The organism is Corallococcus sp. bb12-1, from assembly GCF_026626765.1.
GTDB classification, from domain to species: domain Bacteria; phylum Myxococcota; class Myxococcia; order Myxococcales; family Myxococcaceae; genus Corallococcus; species Corallococcus terminator.
This window is the reverse complement of sequence record NZ_JAPNJZ010000024.1, coordinates 396,539-413,273: the sequence shown is the minus strand read 5'-3', so window position 1 is coordinate 413,273 and position 16,735 is coordinate 396,539. Positions and strand designations below refer to the sequence as shown.

The window sequence follows — 16,735 nt, the reverse complement described above, 5'->3', positions numbered from 1 at the left end:
GCAGCACGGGGGCGAAGGGCGGCAGGGCTGCTCGACCGCTAGAACAGCAACCGCGTGGGGTGCTCCAGGAGGCCCTTCAGTTCGCGCAGGTATTCCGCGCCGGTGGCCCCGTCGATGACGCGATGGTCACCCGACAGCGTCACCGTCATCACCTTGCGGACCACGACCTGTCCGTCGCGCGCCACGGCCTTCTCCGCCACCGCGCCCACCGCGAGGATGGCGGACTGGGGCGGGTTGATGACGGCGATGAACTGGTCGATGCCGTACATGCCCAGGTTGCTCACCGTGAGCGAACCGCCCGTGTACTCGGCGGGCTTCAGGGCGCGCTTGCGGGCGCGCTCCGCCATGTCGCGGGACTCGGCGGAGATGGTCTGCAGGCCCTTCAGGTCCGCGTCGCGGATGACGGGCGTGATGAGACCGTCCTCGATGGCCACCGCGATGCCCACGTCCACGGTGCCGAAGTGCAGCACCTGGTCGCCCTGGAGCGACACGTTCATCTTCGGGGAGCGGCGCAGCGCGATGGCCGCCGCCTTCACGATGATGTCGTTGACGGACACCTTCACGTCCAGCGCCTTGGCCTCCTCGCGGATCTTCACCGCGGCCTCCATCTCCACCTCGACGGTGAGATAGAAGTGAGGCACGCCGGGCTTCACCTCCGCCATGCGCTGGCCAATCACCTTGCGCATGGAGGACATGGGCACGGCCTGCGGCTCCGGACGCGTGCCGAAGGCGCGGACCTCGGGCTGCGAACCGGCCTTCTTGGCCTGGGGTGCCGCCGCCTGGGCGGGAGCCTTCGCAAGACCCTGGCCCAGCGCCTGCTCGACGTCGCGCTTCACCACGCGCCCGAGCGGCCCCGTGCCACGCACCTGCGCCAGGTCCAGACCGCGCTCCTGCGCGATGCGCTTCGCCAGGGGGCTGGCGCGAAGCCGACCACCACCGCTCGCGGCCGGAGCGGCCTCACGGCGGATGGGAACGACCTGGGCCCCGGCGGGCGCGGACGGAGCCGCGGTGGCGGGAGCCTGCTGGGGGGCCGGAGCCTTGGGCGCGGAAGGAGCGGCCGCCGGAGCAGAGGCCCCGGCCTTGGCACCCTTGGGCGTGAGGAACGCGATGGGCGCACCGACGGCGGCCATGTCGCCCTCGTTCACGACGATGCGCGCGAGCGTGCCGTCGTCGTACGCCTCCACCTCGAGGTTGGACTTGTCCGTCTCCACCTCGGCGATGGCGTCCCCGGAGGAGACCTTGTCGCCGGCCTTCTTCAGCCACTTGACGATCTTCCCCTCCTTCATCGTGGGGGAGAGCGACGGCATCAGGATGGCGATGCCCTCACCGGAACCCGCGGCGGCAGCGGGCTGCGCCGGAGGCTTCGCGGCGGGAGCTTCCGCCTTGGGCGTGGACGGGGCCGCTGCCTTCGGGGCTTCGGTCTTCTGGGGCGCGGCGGCGGGAGCAGCGGCTCCGCCGGAGACCTTCTCGCCCTTGGCGCCGAGGTAGCCGATGGGAGCCCCCACCGTCGCGACCTCGCCCTCGGGCACGGAGATCTCCAACAGGAAGCCGTCGTCGTACGCCTCCACCTCGAGGTTGGACTTGTCCGTCTCCACCTCGGCGATGGCGTCTCCGGAGGCGATCTTGTCGCCGACCTTCTTCAGCCACTTGATGATCTTCCCCTCCTTCATCGTCGGGGACAGGCTGGGCATCTGGATGGGCGTCGCCATCGCTCAGGCTCCCTCGCGGTACAGGACCTTCTTGATGGCGGCGATGATCTTGGGCGCGTCCGGCTGGGTCGCGTTCTCCAGATTCGCCGCATACGACATGTTCACATCGAGCCCGGTGACGCGCACGACCGGCGCGTCCAGCTCGTCGAACGCCTGGGACTGGATGAGGTCCACCACGGACGCGCCAATGCCGGCCAGCGCCCAGCCCTCCTCGCAGATGACCGCGCGGTTGGTCTTGCGCACGCTCTTGAGGATGGCCTCCTCGTCCAGCGGACGCAGGGTGCGCAGGTCCAGCACCTCCACGCTGATGCCTTCCTTCTCCAGGGCCTCGGCGGCCTCCATGCAGAAGTAGTACATCCGGCTCCAGGTGATGAGCGTGACGTCGGTGCCCTCACGCTTCACGTCCGCGACACCCAGCGGGACGATGTGCTCACCCTCCGGCACCTCGCCCTTGAGCGCGTAGAGCCGCTCGCCCTCGAACATGATGACCGGGTTCTCGTCCCGGATGGCGCTCTTGAGCATGCCCTTGGCATCCGCGGGCGTCGCCGGCGCGATGACCTTCAGGCCGGGGAAGTGCGCGTAGTTGGCCTCCAGCGACTGGCTGTGCTGGCTGGACAGACGGCCACCCGCGCCGCCCGGGCCGCGGAACACGATGGGGCAGCGCAACTGGCCGCCGCTCATGTGGCGCAGCTTGGCCGCGTTGTTGACGATCTGGTCCATCGCCAGGATGGCGAAGTTCCAGGTCATCATCTCCACCACCGGGCGCAGGCCCACGGCGGCGGCGCCCACGCTCAGGCCGGTGAAGCCCAGCTCGCTGATGGGCGCGTCGATGATGCGCGCGCTGCCAAACTTGTCCAGCAGGCCCTGGGACACCTTGAAGGCGCCGTTGTAGCGACCCACTTCCTCGCCAATGAGGAACACATTGGCGTCGCGCTCCATCTCCTCGGCGAGCGCCTGGTTCAACGCTTCGCGATACATCAACTCGGGCATCGTCGGCTCCGAACTCGAAAGGGTTGTGCCTGGGGGGATGGACCCGAGCGCTAGCGGCTCAGGCCCGCCTTCTTGTCAGCCGCCTCGGCCTCTGCGCGAGGCTCCAGGTCCCACGTCACCTTCAGCTCCTGGCCCGTCGGGTACTTCGGCCAGTTGGTGACCTTCACGCCCAGCACGCGCTCGCGCGGGCGCACGTCCTCTTCCCCCGGATCCACGATGGTGTCGCGCCACAGCTCTTCCACGCTGGGCTCGGGCGACTCGTCGGCGAACTTCACCGCCGCGTCCACCGTGCGCTTCTCCTCCTCTTCGATGGATTCGAAGTCCGCGTCCGTCAGCCCGAAGCCCTGCTTGAGCGCGTACTCGCGCAGCTTGGGGATGGGGTCGTTGCGGCGCTCGTCCTCCACCTCCTGCTTGGAGCGGTAGCTGGCCGGGTCCGCCATCGAGTGGCCACGGAAGCGGTACGTGTTCGCCTCCATCAGCACCGGGCCCTTGCCCGCGCGGCAGTACTCCGCCGCGTCCTTCACCGCCTCGTACATCTTGAGGGCGTCCATGCCGTCCACGGCCTCGCCCCGCATGCCGTACGCGGAGGCGCGCTTGTGGATCTCCGGCACCGCCGACGTGCGCGCGATGGCCGTGCCCATGCCGTAGCGGTTGTTCTCGCAGATGTAGATGACCGGCAGCTTCCACTTCTGCGCCATGTTGAGGGTTTCGTGGAACGCGCCCTGGTTCGCGGCCGCGTCGCCGAAGTAGCACACCGTGACGCGGTCCTCGTTGCGGTAGCGCGCCGCGAAGGCCATGCCGGCCGCGAGCGGAATCTGCCCGCCGACGATGCCGTAGCCCCCGTAGAAGTGGTGCTCGATGTCGAAGATGTGCATCGAGCCGCCCTTGCCCTTGCTGTAGCCAGAGCCCCGGCCGAACAGCTCCGCCATGATCATCCCGGCGTCGCTGCCGCGGGCGAGCGGCTGCCCGTGGTCGCGGTAGGCGGACAGCATGTAGTCATCCGGACGGATGGCCTCGTTGCAGCCGACCGCCACGGCTTCCTGCCCGATGTAGAGGTGACAGAAACCGGCGATCTTCCCCAGCGTGTACTGCTGGCCCACGCGCTCTTCGAAGCGACGGAGGAGGTACATCTTCCGGTACATCGTCAACAACAGGTCCTTCGAGTACGCGCTGGCCACCGCGGCATGCCTCCGTCTGGGCCGCCCCTGTGGACCCGAGGGGGAAGGGCGGCAACGCCGTGCGCCTCTTAGCGCGCGGCAAAGGGACTTCCAAAGCCTTTCAGAACCACCCTCCGCCACGCCTGCTTTCAGGCGCGGTGCGTCACGTCCTCCAGGGCAAAATGTGGCACCGACACGATGCCCTCCAGCAATTCCACAGCCCGGCCGGAATGATCCGTGGCCAGGTGGATGACCGTCGCCTCCGGGAAGCGCCGACGGTAGTCATTGGCGTGGGTGGGCTCGTTGTCGAACGCGGCCACCACGGTGCCCATGCGGCCCAGGCGCGCGTGCGCCTCGCGCTTGAAGGCGTCGTCATCCTCCTTGAGCGTGGGCTTCATCACCAGGTGCACGCGCCCACCCTCGCCGGGGGGCGTCACCATTCCACAGCGCGCCAGGCACGCGATGGTGCCCTCGCGCATGGCCTCGTGGCGGCCCGTCAGGTAGACGACCTGGGCGCCCGTGGCGGCGACGGCCTGCATGAAGGCCCCGGCCCCTTCGATGGCCTCGTCGGACACGCAGTAGGCGCTGGTGAAGAAGCGGTCCTGCCAGAAGGCGCGTGCGTCCGCGAAGAGCGTCTCCACATCCGGGTCGCCCAGGCCGCACGCCCGCATGGCGGCGCGCATGTCCCAGCCTGTCTCCCAGTGGTGGGGCTCGCACGCGGACAAGAGGCCCAGGGCCCGCGCGTCGCCGTACTCGCGAAGGATGCGCGCCTGACGGGGCCGGTTGTCGAAGAGCGTGGAGTCCAGGTCGAACGCGAGCACGGCCTGGGGGCCGAGCGAGCGGGCCCTCGCCAGGATGCCCGTGAGCGTGTCGCGCCAGTCCGGCCGCACGCGTTGCTTGAGGTCTTCAAAAGCCATGGACGCCGGAAGATACATGTCCCCGGCGCGGGGCTGTTGCTCAAATCACGCGCCGGCGCGCAGGGCGGCTGGCTGGAGGGGCACGGTCCCTGCGGCCTCCGGGGCCACCACGGGCTGCGGGAAGTTCTGCATGCGCTGGATGCCGTTGCGATCCAACACCAGCCGGACCAGCTGCGCGGATTCCTTGCGGGTGCCCGCCTCCAGCACCGTGAAGCGGAACACCAGGTCCACCGGGTAGCGCTTGGCGCCCCGGATGTGGCCCACGGAGAAGTCCTCCAGGTCCACGTATTCCAGCGCGAACTCCGGCTCGTCCATGTCGCGCAGGAACCGGCCCACGTTGAGGCGCAGGATGTCGGTGACGCCGGTGAGGCCGCGCTCGGAGCGGGGCAGCAGGCGCGCGTCCAGCACGATGCGCTTCTGGTAGCGGATGACCGCTTCGGACAGCTCCCCCTGGGACACGGTGAGGAAGTCGTCGTGCAGCCGCAGGGCGGACACCCCGGCGGGCACCTTCACCGCCGCGCCGTAGTCCACCCGCTCCTCGCAGATGCCGATGGCGCGCGCCGTGACGGGGTCCACCAGGTCCGTGGTCCTGTCATACAGGTGCGTGGCGGCGAAGCGGCTGAACATGCGCCGCAGGCCTTCCTTGATGCGGTCCTTCATCATGTAGCCGACCACGGCCACCAGGAAGAAGTTGAGGCTCACCTGCGTGAAGCGCACCTGCGCCCAGAGCGCCACCGACGTGGCGAAGGCCATGGCCACGCCCGCCGCGATGGCGAACAGCACCTCCTCCCAGCCCTGCCGACGCTGGCGCCGACGCGAGGACAGGAAGAGCACGTTCATGCAGAACTTCTTCAGGAAGCCCAGCCGCTGCATGTACTCCTCGTTGTCCCCGGTGGGACTGAGGACGCTGCGCAGCCGGTGCTCCTTGCGGTAGGACTCCTCGCGCAGCACCGCCTCCATCAGCCCCTTTCGCAGGGGCAGCCACGGCCCGGTGCGCGGCAGCGCGTCCATGTCCGCCACCGCGCGGCGGAAGAACTGCTCCACCAGCAGGCTGACGTACTCGTCCACCAGCCGGAGCGACGCGCGCGTCTTCTCCTGCATCTTCGATTCGCCCGTCGCACGCAGCCACGCGCGGAAGCGCTCCAGCACCTTCGGCACGCACTCGCCCGCGGAGCGCACCACCAGCTCCAGGTCCGCTCTCGCCGCATCGCCCGTCTTGGCCTCGCAGCGCGTCTCCACCGTGGTGGCGAACCGGCGCAGCGCGCCCCGCAGGACGCACGACAAGAGCTTCGCCTGGTAGACGACGTCCGCCTCCGGCGCCAGCCCCGTGCGCAGCCACGCCTCCAGCTTCAAGAGCGGCGAGCCTTCCGAAGAAAGGATCTCCGACAGGCCCATCACCGGCGTCTTGAAGCGCACGTAGTTGTGGATGTCCGCGTAGAAGTCCGCGCGCGGGTACGTCTCCGAGTCGATGTTCAGACTCGACGGAAGGAAGAGATAGGCCTCCACGAGGTAGCGCGTCTCGTCCGCGCCCGTGGGCTGGTACTCGAGCTTGATCTCGAACTGCTTCCGGTCGTGGACGTCGAACCGGCTGTGGAGCGCTTCGGGGGCCTGGGACACAAGCGGCACTTTACGTCACAGGCCTGTCACACGGGAGCCACCCCCTCCGATGGGGTGACGGAGCGTCCGGGGCGGCACACCCCGGAGGCCCTGGGTGCCTCAACCGTTGGTGCCCGTACGAGAGGATCCGCCCGGCACGGCCCCCGGGACGACGTCGCCCACGGGCAGCGGCGCGGCCTTCGGCTGGGGCTTCGCGTTCCACACCCGCGAGGCCAGCACCAGGCCCACCACCGCCAGGGGCAGCATGGCCAGGGGCCAGGGGCTCCAGTTGGCCGGGTCCTTCATCGCGTCGCCCGTGGGCAGGATGCGCCCGTAGACGAGCGCGTGGATGGCCGTGCCCGCGTACACCGCGCCGTCGATGATGCCCACCACGACGCCCGCGTTCTTCTTGCCGCCGAAGTCCATGGTCGCCGTGCCGGACAGCATGCCGTGCACGCCGATGACGCACAGGGACATGAAGACCACGGCCCAGCCCGCGCCCGGCGTGCCAATCAGGAACACCGCGCCCACCGCGCCCAGGAGCAGGCCCGCGTAGAGCACCGTGGAGACGGGCCCGCGGCGCGAGTCGAAGATGCGGTCGCTGATGACGCCCGCGAACATGCCGCCCAGGATGCCGGCGACGCACGACAGCATGCCCCAATTGGAGGCCACGAACGCGCCGCCCTCGCCCACCGCCTTGGCGTACTTGGGGTACCACTGCATCACCGCGTTGCGCAGGAAGCCGCTGCAGAACTCCACGCCCAGGATGATGAGGATGACGCGGTTGCTCAAAAGCTTCTTGAAGAGCTGCGGCACGGAAGGCGCGGGGCCCGTGTCACCGCTGGACGCATCCTGCGTGTCGAAGTCCGGGTGGCCCGTCTGGGAGGGCGTGTCGCGGATGACGAACGAGTCCAGCACCAGGAAGGCCACGAGCATCCCGGCGGGCACGAAGAACACCCACCACACCGGCGCCGCGTCCGCGATGAAGCGGCACCAGTCGAACGCGAAGTACAGGCCCAGCGAGATGAGGATGCCGAACACGCCGCCCAACTGACCGCGCTCGCGCACGTGGAACCAGGACGCGTTCACCTTGACGATGGAGACCGCGCCGAAGCTCTGGAAGTACATGTTGACGCTGTAGAGGAACGCAAGCCACGCGACGACGCCGCCCGGCGGCGCCCAGCCGTTCTTCAGCACCGCGTAGACGACGCCGCCCATGGCCACGTTCGCCGCCGCGGAGCCAGCCGCGGACAGGAGGATGGTGAAGCGTCCCCCCAGCTTGTCCGTCAGCGGGCCGTTGATCAGGAAGGCCACGCCGTAGGTGAGCGTCCCCCAGAAGAAGATGGTCGCGAAGTCCGCGTTGGACGTCTGCTGTCCCATGGCGCTGGTCGCCACGTTGAGGTTGTAGCGCCCCATGTAGAGGAACGCGTACGTGAGCCCCAGCGGGAACCAGTTGAAGAAGCGGCGGCGACGGAACGCGTCGGTGTGCCCCAGCTCGACACGGGGTAGCCGCGAGAGCACCAGGCCAATGGCCCCGAGCAGGATGACGATGGGCAACAGCTGGGTCAGCCACGGGGGCAACGACGACATGCGACGAACCTCGCCTGCAGGGGGAATGGACGGGGAGCACCCTACCCCGTCCGTCCGCACCCCGGAAAGCAGCAAGCCGCATCCGGCGCGTCACCTGCCCCGGCGCATCAGCCCAGCCGGGCGAGCAGCCTCGTGAGGGAGACCTCTGTCTTCGCGTCCGCGATGTCGCCGCGTCGGCACGCGTCCAGCACCGCCGTCACCGGCCGCCATTGCAGGTGGATGCCCTCCTCTAGAGGAGAGCCATCGCCTTCGACCTCGCCCTGCGCGACGCCCGTCACATCCACCGCCGCCGGGAAGACCTTCTCCGACAGGATGCCCGGCGCGAGGAAGAACGCGCCGCCGAGCAGCTGGATGTCCTCTGGCCGCACCGCGTAGCCCGCCTCCTCCTTCACCTCTTCCGCCGCGCGGCGGCGAAGCCCCTCCTCGCCCTTGTCGGAGGGCTCCAGCAGCCCCGCGACGATCTCCTCCACGCGCAGGTAGCTCACCGGGTCCGGCACCGTCATGGACGACGTCTGCTCGCGTCGGAAGTACGCCGCCGGTCGCAGGTTCATGCGCGTCAGGACTTCCACGCTTCCGTCTGACGCGCGGCGGTAGACGAGCACCGACACCGCGTCCAACCGGGGACGGTCCACCACATCCACCCGGTACACCGACGAGGACGAACCGTCCGCGCGCCGGTTGCGGCACCGCAGACGCCGCACTCGGAGGAAACCTTCGTCACAACGCGCTGTGGCGGAGAAATCCTCGATGATCTCGATGTCAGTCACATTGGAACTGCTGGGACGCATGTCTGCCTGCTCTCCTGCTGCCCTGGTAGGTGGAGGTGCCACGGTGGCGTTGCTTGCCCGTGCACCCTTGATCCCGTAGGTTGCGCCGTCCTCAAGTCGTCACTCTCTTGAATCACGGATCCGCCACGAATGTGTCGCGCACTGCTCGGCCTCTTCTGTGCCTGCGCCCTGGCCCTCGCCTCGTGCATGCCTGTGCTGGAAGGCCAGGATTACCACCTCGAAGGTCAAGAGGTGCGTCTTACCCTCCTTCATACCTCTGACATCCACTCGCGGCTGGTGCCGTACGACTTCACACCCCTGAAGACGGACCAGGACCTGGAGCTCATCCCGGAAGCCGGTCCCTTTGGCGGTGCGACGCGCATGGCGTCCATCCTCAAGCGCGAGCGCAAGCGCGGCGACCGCGTGCTGCACCTGGACTCCGGCGACTGCTTCCAGGGCGCCCCCATCTTCAACGTGAACACGGGCGAGGCGGAGTTCCGCTTCCTCTCCGAGGTCCGCCTGGACGGCGCCGTGGTGGGCAACCACGAGTTCGACGCCGGCGCGCTCAACTTCACGCAGAAGGCGCGCAACTTCGCCAACTTCCCGCTGCTGGCCGCCAACTATATGTGGGACGACCCGAAGGCCGTCGGCAGCAACGGCACCGCCAACGTCACCGCCCCCTACTCCATCAAGACCGTGAAGGGTCTGCGGGTGGGCGTCATCGGCATGGCCAACATCTCCTCGCTCAACTCCATCGTGGAGGGTGGCAACAGCCTGCAGGTCACCCCGCTGGAGCAGAACGAGGCCGCGCGCTCCTACGTGGAGCTCTTGCGCCCGGTGACGGACCTCATCGTCATCGTCAGCCACCTGGGCCTCACCGAGGACCAGGACCTCATCCAGGGCTACGAGGCCTTCTACGAGTACGGCCGCGCGAAGCCCTTCGTGAACCGCGCGAAGGACGCGTGGAAGGTGCTGGAGTGGTTCGGTCCGGAGGGCGACGACAAGTCGGTGGTGCGCGTGCACATCGCGGGCGTCAACGGCATGGACGTCATCCTGGGCGGCCACCTGCACGTGGTGCTCAACCCCCCGCAGCTCGTCACCGACCCCAGCGGCCGCAAGGTCGTGCTGGCGCACTCGGGCGCGTTCGCCAAGTACGTGGGCCGCCTGGAGCTGGTCGTCAAGATGCCCTCGCAGCAGGGCGCTGACGAGGGCGGCGAGGTCATCAGCCAGGACTACCGCGCGTTCCCGGTGGACGGGCTCTGGTGCAACGAGGCCATGCGCAAGCTACGCTTCGACGAGAACGAGTTCTGGGATCCGGGTGAGTTCATCCAGCGCCCGGGCGTGCGAGAGGCCATCGAGGAGTGCCGCAAGCAGGAGGATCCGGCCGTCTCCGACATGCTGATCCCCTACGTGCTCGGCATGGACTTCAAGCTCCAGCTGACGTCCATCTTCTCCTACGCGCCGCTCGACGTGCAGCGCCGCAACAACTCCAACGGCGGTGACTCGCCGCTGGGCAACATCGCCGCGGACTCCATGCGCAAGAGAAACCGCGTGGAGGCCGAGATGGCGCTGACCAACTCCCTGGGCATCCGCGACAACCTCTACGCGGGCGTGGTGACGCAGGAGGCGATGTTCAACGTGTTCCCGTTCGAGAACACCATCAACATCATGTACCTGTCCGGCGTGGAGATGCAGGAGATGTTCGACTTCGTCGCCGACCGCTCCGCCGAGCGTGGGTGCGTGAGCCAGGCGCAGGTCTCCGGCGCCCGCTTCACCATGGACTGCGCCCAGGTGCAGCTCAACGACCTGCGCATCCCCTGCACGCCCGCCACCTACAAGACGGACTGCCCCCAGACGGGCCGCGAGGGCCACGCGCCCTGGCAGTGCCTGGAGGACACCAGCGGCTCGCGCTGCTGGGCGCACACGGGCACCGACATCCAGATCAACGGCAAGCCCCTGGACACCACCGGCACGTACAAGATCGCGGTGAACGACTACATCGCCAAGGGCGGCTCCGGCTTCACGGTGCTCAAGCGCAACACCACGCGCATCGAGACGGGCATCAGCCTGCGCGACTCGCTCATCGGCTACATGCAGGGCTTCTGCTCCTGCAGGGATCTGCTCGCGGGCAACGCGACGTCCAGCAACGGCACGCGCTGCGGCTCGCTCGTCAATGGCACGTGGACGGTGGATGAGAAGACGCTGAACTCCTGCCGCGTGTCCCAGACCTTCGAGGACGCGCTCAACAAGAAGATTGGCAGCTGCTCCTGCCTGGACCTCATCAAGCTGCCGGCGGATGCGGCGCAGCGCTGCGGCGTGGCGGACCTGACGCCGGAGGCCATCCAGGCCCAGTGCGCGGTGCCCCAGGGCCCCTACACCGGCCGCTGCACCTGCCGCGACCTGCTCACCGGTACCAATCCCACCTGCGGCACCGTGACGAGCCAGTTGCGCTCGTTCTGTGAGAAGCCCACTGCCATGCCCATCGCGAACGCCATCGAGGATGGCCGCATCGGGCGGAGGGTGAAGTAATGAAGCGACTCCTGCTCTTGACCTCGCTGGCCCTGACGGCCGGCTGCTACACGAAGGAAAACGAGGGGACGACCGGACTCACCTCCTTCCGCGTGGAGGTGACGACGGTGACCACCGGGGATTCGTCCGCCGCGCTGCTGCCGGTGGTGAACTCCTGCGCGGCCCGGTACGGCAACGACCAGGCGGCGGTGCCGGTCGCGGTGCGCGGCACCCCGGAGTGCCTCTACAGCCTGCCCCGGGGCGACATCGACATCGGCCTGACCATCACCGCGCTGGACGGCAACGGCGGGGAGCTCACGTCCTTCAACGGGCCGGTCTCCTTCCGCGTCGTCCCGGGGGACATCACCGGTGACTACAGCAAGCGATGGACGCAGCTGACCGACGGCAAGGGCACCGGCAACGTGCGCGTGGCCCACCTGTACGGCGAGACGCACGTCTGGGTGCAGGACGAGCCCTTCGACCTGGACTACTCGGACGGCGGCGTCGTGGGCGACCTGAACCAGGTGCCCCCGGAGCCCGCGACGCGCACGTTCTCCACGGGCCTGTCCAACGCCATCCGGTTCGAGGAGCCCAGCATCGCCAGCCTCCAGACGCCGGAAGGCGGCACGGAGACGAGCGCCTTCCTCAAGCAGTTCCTGCGCATCGGGCGCAACCCGGAGGCCGGCGAACCGCTGGTGCAGAACTGCGACCCGTCGGATCCGAACAACGGCCAGCAGATGAAGCTGCTCATCACGGGCACGGACTCCAGCGGCTTCTACGTCACGGACATGACGGCCTGCCGCGTGCTGGAGAAGAGCGTCACCGGCGCGAACATCCAGACGCCGGAGCCGGACGGCTTCAACCCGGGCCGCTTCAACAGCCTCTACGTCTACAACTACCAGTTCCCGGAAGGCCTGGACGCCGGCGACCTCATCTGGACGCTGTCCGGCACGGTGGCGGAGTTCACCAGCACCACGCAGATCAGCTTCCCGGCATGGACCCTGCGGGAGAACGTGCGGCTGCTGCCCCAGAGCGAGTGGAACAAGTACCTGGACCAGGTGCCCCCGGTGGAGGTCAACGGCCGGCTGTGCGGCTTCAGCGGTTCGCCCTACCTGGACGACCTGCTGTGCGGCTACAGCTACCGCAACTTCAAGATGGAGAGCCTGGAGTCGTCGCTCGTGAAGCTGCGCCGGGTGAAGTTCCCCCGCGTGTTCAAGAACTGCGACGCCAACGGCAACAACGACATGCCCATGTTCTGCCCCGTCGGCAGCGGCGCGTCGCGTACGTGGAGCAACTGCTTCGAGGAGCCGCCGGATGACCCGGACCTCCCGGAGCGCAAGTGCGTCATCGACTGCACGCTGGGCATCGGCGAATTCGCCGGCACCATCTGCGCGGAGCGCACGACGTACACGAACTTCGGTCAGTTCGTGGTGGAGATGAACGCCACGGGCCCTGCCTCCGCCAACCTGGACGCGTCCGTGCCCAGCCGCATCACGCGGCTCACGGTGGGCACCACCTCCGTCAACTCCAACAAGCTCTTGAGCGCGGGCGCGCGGCTCAACCTCGTCTGCGACCAGCCTGTGCGCGTGCGCTTCGGCGCGGACGGCGTGACGGCGGCCGCGGGCGACACGCTCGTCGCCGCCAACACGCCCCTGGAGTACACCCTCAAGGGCAACGAGGTGGCGCTCGCGCTGGTGCGGGACGCCACGGCCACCGCCAACGCCACCTGCCAGTACGCGCCGGATTCGCGCTCGCGCATCAGCCTGCAGCTCAAGGACGCGGTGCCGGACCTGAACCCGGACTGCAGCGAGACCGACGCCGACGCGGCGAAGGCCCTCCAGTGCAAGCAGATGCGGGCGGCCACCTTCGACGTCGTGGGCCACCTGAAGCACGTGGGTCCCGCGCGGCCCCGGTGGAACGTTTTGCCGCGTGACCAGGACGACCTGTGCTGCTACCCCGGGCCCGGCCTGGAGTGCCCGAAGCCCATCAAGCCGTGCCCGTAGTCTTTCACTTTTAAAAGTCGCATCGCGCCCCGGTGGATGCCGGGGCGCAGGGAGGAGCGGTCTCCCCCGGACCGCTTCCTGGAGGGACATTGAAAACGTTGCAGACGCTGGCCCTGATGGGCCTGACAGCTCTTTCCGCGCCCGCATGGGCCGGAGACTTCGTGGACACCCGTTTGTCGTTCGTCTTCGCGGACGACAACGTGCTCGCGGGCGCGGGTGAAACCACGCCCAACAGCCCGAACGCGCGCTTTGGCGCGGGTAACCAGAACACGCAGTTCTACGACAACTTCAACACCAAGTTCTCCGGGTTCGAGTCGCTGTCGAACATCGTGCTCTACAAGCGCATGCCGGCGTTCTTCGAGGGCCTCACCACCGAGGCGGCCCTCACGCTGCTGGTGCTGGAGCGGCCGTCGGGCGGTGTCGACATCCTCGACAACTCCAGCTACGTGCGCCTGAACTACCAGCCGCCCGGCTGGGGTGAGAAGGAAGGCCTGTCGCTCACCGGCTTCCCGGTGTCCGCGGACCGCTTCCGTCTGGGCTACGCGTACCGCATCTCCTGGGGCGGCAGCCCCATCTTCACCAACCGCGCCGCCGCTGCGGGCGTGCCGGGCGCCAAGCTCCAGCTCACCCGCGACCGCTGGTACGCGTACCTGGGCGGCAAGACGGCGCTGGTCCTCAACGACCTCGTGCTGGAGCAGGAGACGCTCTACGGCGTGATGGGCGGCGCCGGCTGGGACATCCTGGAGACGCTGCGCGTTGAAGCGGGCGGCGGCTTCTTCCAGAAGGGCATCGTCCCGGGCCTGGCCAACCAGGGCATCGAGGCGAACGTCAACGCCGCGGGCGTGTCCGGGCAGATCGTCTACCACGTGGGTGTGCCCGTCGGGACGAGCATCGACTTCCGGCTCTACAAGAACGACCCGGAAATCTACCAGCGCTTCTTCGCGCCGGAGCAGTACCCGGGTGGCCTGTCCTACTCCGTGTCGCTGGAGGGCAGCTACCTGACGCAGACGCTGCAGGACCCCGACACGTTCGGCGCCACCAAGCCCCAGGGCGCCACGGCGCTCGCGCTCCAGGGCCGCGCGAAGTTCAACCTGTGGCGCTTCAACGTGCTGGCGCTCTACCGCAGCCTGTCCTTCATCCAGTTCGACGTGCCGGGCTTCCCCCCGTTCCAGGACTTCCCCACGGGCACGGAGCTCAAGCCGGAGATGTTCGTCGCGGTGGGCGCGGACTACCACCTGCCCAACCTGCACCTGACCCCGGGCTTCATCCTGGGCGTGCAGCAGCCGGCGTCCTTCCGCAGCCCGCAGCCGCTCATTGGCGGCAGCAACCCGCCGCTGGGCATCAGCGGCACGCGCACCGTCGTGGTGCGCGACGCCAACCAGCTGAGCATCCTGCCCAGCACCTGCGGCAGCGGCGTCTGCGAGGCGGAGCCCATCCTCTCCGCGAAGGCCACCTTCCGGTGGGACCTGTCGGAGTCCGTGGCCGCCGTGGGTGAGGTCTATTACACCTACGACACCAACCGGACGACGTTCGAGGACGACGTCACCGGCATCGCGCAGCCGAACTTCGAGAAGCCGCACGCGCTGGGCTTCAACACGCTGCTGCAGGCGCGCTTCTAGACCCTGCTCGGCGTTGTGTCAGTCACCGGGGCCCGCCGTGCATCACGGCGGGCCCTTCGTGTTTCCAGCGCGCGGCGCTTCAGATGGCGGACGTCATCCGCACCACCTCGTCGAAGGCGGTGAGGCCCTGCGCCAGCTTGCGCACCGCGGCCTCGCGCAGGGTGCGCATGCCGTTCTTCCGGGCGGCCTTCACCAGCTGGTCGTACGGGGCTTCGTTCGCGATGAGCTCGCGCACCTCGTGCGTGGTGGAGACGATTTCGAAGACGCCGGTGCGGCCTGAATAGCCGGTGCCCCGGCAGCGCACGCACCCCACGCCCTTCATCAGCCGCACCCCGCCCGGCAGCAGCGGCAAGGGGGCCTGGAGGGCCTGGAGCTCATCCGACGTGAGCACCGCGTCCTCCGCGCAGTACACGCAGACTCGGCGGAGCAGGCGCTGGGCCATGACTCCCAACAGGCTCTGCGCCAGGAGGAAGGCCGGCACGCCCAAATCCTTCATGCGCGCCACCGCGCCCAGCGCGTCGTTGGTGTGCAGCGTGGAGAGCACCAGGTGGCCGGTGAGCGCGGCCTGGAGCGCGTTCTCCGCCGTCTCCGCGTCGCGGATTTCGCCCACCATGATGACGTCGGGGTCCTGGCGCAGGATGTGGCGCAGCGCCCCCGCGAAATCCAGGCCCACCTTGGGCTGCACCTGCACCTGGTTGAAGGCGTCCCACACCATTTCGATGGGGTCTTCAATCGTGGTGACGTTGACGTCCGGGCCCGCCACCGCCTTGAGCGCGGAGTAGAGCGTCGTCGTCTTGCCGCTGCCCGTGGGGCCCGTCACCAGGATGAGGCCATGGGGTTGATCAATCCACGACTCGAAGTGGCCCTTCTCGTCCGGTTCGAAGCCCAACTGGGCGATGTCCTGCACCAGCGTCTCCGGGTCGAAGATGCGGATGACCACCTTCTCGCCGAAGGCGGTGGGCAGCGTGGAGACGCGCAACTCCACCTCGCGGCCGTCGCGCTCCGTCTTGATGCGGCCGTCCTGGGGACGGCGCTTCTCCGAGATGTCGATGCGCGAGAGCATCTTCACGCGCGATACGATGGGCGGGTGCACCTGCGCGGGCAGCGTGTAGACGGGGTGCAGCACACCGTCGATGCGCAGCCGCACCACGCTGGTGTTGCGCTTGGGTTCGATGTGGATGTCCGACGCGCGGTTGTCGAACGCGTAGCGCAAGAGGTAGTCCACCGCCTGCACCACGGGCTTGTCGGACGCTTCCAGCTCCTGGGTGCCGCTGAGCGACACCAGTTGCTCGAAGTTGCCCATCTGCTGCTGCGCCTGCGCGCCGCCGAAGTCGTCCGCCGCGCGCGCCAGCGTCTTCTTGAAGCCGTAGATGTCCGCGATGGACTTGAGGATGTCCGCCTTCGCCGACAGCACCGGCTCCACCGGTTCGCCGGTGAGCCGGTGGAAGCTTTCAAACAGCTCGCGGTCGAAGGGGTTGGCCACCGCCACGCGCAGCCGCCCCTGCTCCGTGCGCTCCAGGGGCAGCAGCACATGCTTCTGCGCGTAGGGCCGGGACACGGTGCGCGTGGCCAGCGCCATGTCCATCTTCAGCGGATCCAGCTTGCGGTATTCCAGGCCGGCCGCGCGCGCGGCGGCCTCCGTGACGCGGTCCTCGTCCAGCACGCCCCGCCCACCCGGCGCGGGGATCTGGAAGGCCGCGATGATCTCCACGGGCGACACGTCGTAGCGGGCCGCGTCCTTGCCCGCCCCACCCTGCGTCTTGAGCACGCGGGCCCGTGCCGCGGGCTCACGCACCAGCACCTCCTGTGCCTGCTGGGGGGTGAGCAGCCGCTGGGCCACCATCGCCTCCAGCACGAAGGCGATGGTGAAGTCCGTGCT

General features: G+C 68.6%; 11 protein-coding genes. 3 read left to right on the top strand and 8 right to left on the bottom strand.

Annotation, left to right across the window (positions count from 1 at the left end):
- Window positions 1–38 precede the first annotated feature (38 nt).
- From OV208_RS29265 to OV208_RS29235, 7 genes are all read right to left on the bottom strand, one after another.
- Window positions 39–1,709: a pyruvate dehydrogenase complex dihydrolipoamide acetyltransferase gene (locus OV208_RS29265; RefSeq protein WP_267577208.1), complete on the bottom strand. Its 1,671-nt coding sequence runs from the start codon at window positions 1,707–1,709 to the stop codon at window positions 39–41.
- A gap of 3 nt (window positions 1,710–1,712) precedes the next feature.
- On the bottom strand, window positions 1,713–2,699 hold the full coding sequence (locus OV208_RS29260; RefSeq protein ID WP_120531808.1) for a pyruvate dehydrogenase complex E1 component subunit beta: 987 nt from the start codon (window positions 2,697–2,699) through the stop codon (window positions 1,713–1,715).
- A gap of 50 nt (window positions 2,700–2,749) precedes the next feature.
- Entirely contained in the window at window positions 2,750–3,877 is a 1,128-nt protein-coding gene (gene pdhA, locus OV208_RS29255) for a pyruvate dehydrogenase (acetyl-transferring) E1 component subunit alpha (protein WP_267577207.1), read from the bottom strand.
- A 128-nt stretch (window positions 3,878–4,005) separates the two neighbouring features.
- Window positions 4,006–4,773 (bottom strand): hypothetical protein, encoded by a 768-nt coding sequence (locus OV208_RS29250; protein WP_267577206.1) that lies wholly within the window; start codon window positions 4,771–4,773, stop codon window positions 4,006–4,008.
- Between the two features lie 45 nt (window positions 4,774–4,818).
- Window positions 4,819–6,390 carry a hypothetical protein gene (locus tag OV208_RS29245; RefSeq protein WP_267577205.1) on the bottom strand — a complete coding sequence of 524 codons (1,572 nt, stop codon included), beginning with the start codon at window positions 6,388–6,390 and terminating at the stop codon, window positions 4,819–4,821.
- Between the two features lie 99 nt (window positions 6,391–6,489).
- Window positions 6,490–7,959, bottom strand: a complete 1,470-nt coding sequence (locus OV208_RS29240) for an MFS transporter (protein ID WP_267577204.1) — start codon at window positions 7,957–7,959, stop codon at window positions 6,490–6,492.
- A gap of 107 nt (window positions 7,960–8,066) precedes the next feature.
- The gene (locus OV208_RS29235; RefSeq protein WP_120539016.1) at window positions 8,067–8,747 is read right to left on the bottom strand and encodes an NUDIX hydrolase; all 681 of its coding nucleotides are present in this window, start codon (window positions 8,745–8,747) and stop codon (window positions 8,067–8,069) included.
- A 231-nt stretch (window positions 8,748–8,978) separates the two neighbouring features.
- Between OV208_RS29235 and OV208_RS29230 the strand changes: the two genes are divergently transcribed.
- From OV208_RS29230 to OV208_RS29220, 3 genes are all read left to right on the top strand, one after another.
- Window positions 8,979–11,255, top strand: coding sequence for a bifunctional metallophosphatase/5'-nucleotidase (locus OV208_RS29230; protein WP_267577203.1), 2,277 nt, complete (start codon window positions 8,979–8,981; stop codon window positions 11,253–11,255).
- The gene (locus OV208_RS29225; protein WP_267577202.1) at window positions 11,255–13,237 is read left to right on the top strand and encodes a hypothetical protein; all 1,983 of its coding nucleotides are present in this window, start codon (window positions 11,255–11,257) and stop codon (window positions 13,235–13,237) included. The genes OV208_RS29230 and OV208_RS29225 overlap by 1 nt, the downstream gene beginning before the upstream one ends.
- Before the next feature lie 89 nt (window positions 13,238–13,326).
- Complete coding sequence (locus OV208_RS29220) at window positions 13,327–14,856, top strand: hypothetical protein (protein ID WP_267577201.1); 1,530 nt, start codon at window positions 13,327–13,329, stop codon at window positions 14,854–14,856.
- 79 nt (window positions 14,857–14,935) lie between these two features.
- Here OV208_RS29220 and OV208_RS29215 read toward each other — a convergent pair whose 3' ends face one another.
- Window positions 14,936–16,699 carry a GspE/PulE family protein gene (locus OV208_RS29215; protein ID WP_267577433.1) on the bottom strand — a complete coding sequence of 588 codons (1,764 nt, stop codon included), beginning with the start codon at window positions 16,697–16,699 and terminating at the stop codon, window positions 14,936–14,938.
- Window positions 16,700–16,735 lie beyond the last annotated feature (36 nt).

What these genes read in the sequence shown, in the direction of transcription:
- OV208_RS29215 (WP_267577433.1), bottom strand. Translation starts at nt 16,699, where the DNA reads ATGGTGGCCCAGCGGCTGCTCACCCCCCAGCAGGCACAGGAGGTGCTG.
- OV208_RS29265 (WP_267577208.1), bottom strand. Translation starts at nt 1,709, where the DNA reads ATGGCGACGCCCATCCAGATGCCCAGCCTGTCCCCGACGATGAAGGAG.
- OV208_RS29250 (WP_267577206.1), bottom strand. Translation starts at nt 4,773, where the DNA reads ATGGCTTTTGAAGACCTCAAGCAACGCGTGCGGCCGGACTGGCGCGAC.
- OV208_RS29235 (WP_120539016.1), bottom strand. Translation starts at nt 8,747, where the DNA reads ATGCGTCCCAGCAGTTCCAATGTGACTGACATCGAGATCATCGAGGAT.
- OV208_RS29260 (WP_120531808.1), bottom strand. Translation starts at nt 2,699, where the DNA reads ATGCCCGAGTTGATGTATCGCGAAGCGTTGAACCAGGCGCTCGCCGAG.
- OV208_RS29240 (WP_267577204.1), bottom strand. Translation starts at nt 7,959, where the DNA reads ATGTCGTCGTTGCCCCCGTGGCTGACCCAGCTGTTGCCCATCGTCATC.
- OV208_RS29225 (WP_267577202.1), top strand. Translation starts at nt 11,255, where the DNA reads ATGAAGCGACTCCTGCTCTTGACCTCGCTGGCCCTGACGGCCGGCTGC.